Source organism: Candidatus Tokpelaia sp. (assembly GCF_008636115.1).
Classification (GTDB): Bacteria; Pseudomonadota; Alphaproteobacteria; order Rhizobiales; family Rhizobiaceae; genus QLZD01.
Window position 1 is genome coordinate 1 of record NZ_QLZD01000008.1, and the last position, 726, is coordinate 726.

1 protein-coding gene is annotated in these 726 nt (G+C 48.8%); it reads right to left on the bottom strand.

Annotated elements, in window-relative coordinates:
• Positions 1–218: 218 nt before the first annotated feature.
• Entirely contained in the window at positions 219–446 is a 228-nt protein-coding gene (locus tag DPQ22_RS00415) for a DUF2093 domain-containing protein (RefSeq protein ID WP_150212616.1), read from the bottom strand.
• Positions 447–726: the final 280 nt, after the last annotated feature.

Sequence of the window (726 nt, forward strand, 5' to 3'; positions counted from 1 at the left end):
ATAGGCTCATAGGCTCATAGGCTCATAGGCTCATAGGCTCATAGGCTCATAGGCTCATAGGCTCATAGGCTCATAGGTGAAACCCCATAACGGGTTGGATCCGGGCTTTGTTTTTGCGCCTTGGCAATAAGGCGTGAAGCAGGAAGCTTTTCTTCTCGCTTCCGCCGGTGTTTAAGCGCGTTATTGCCGCCGAAAGTTTTTTTCGCGCTTTCAATATATTATGCCAATAATTTACGCAATTCGGGGCGGCAGTCCAGCTCGCGCTCAAAGGAAATGCGGCAATCAGCATAAGCTTCCTGTCGCTCTATGCTCCAATATTTCAGCTCGTTCAACGGAATACGCTGCCCGGTTACCGCGCAGCGCACATAGGAACCGTTTTTCAATAGCCGATAATCGCCGCCTTCATAAAGCAGCCCGGCTTCATTAGTGTCAATTTCATTCGGCATTATTTCTCATTCCTGTTGGTGCGTGTTAAAAATACGCTGTTATAGGCGCTTTGGCCTTTCATCTGGCGAAAAGTTTTTTGCTATTATTCAGCCTGGCCTGATAAAGACAGGGGCACATTCCACATGGCCTGGAACCGGCAGAGTTCTCGTGCTGCGAGCAAAATAACAGAATTGCACAGCCGTTGCCATATTACTCTTTATCGTCTGGCGAAGAGCTTTTCAATATCGGTTAGCTTCAGCTCAATAAAGGTGGGGCGGCAGTTTTGGGCGCTTGCGACCC

Coding starts and splice junctions, on each gene's coding strand:
- DPQ22_RS00415 (WP_150212616.1), bottom strand. CDS start 446: ATGCCGAATGAAATTGACACTAATGAAGCCGGGCTGCTTTATGAAGGC.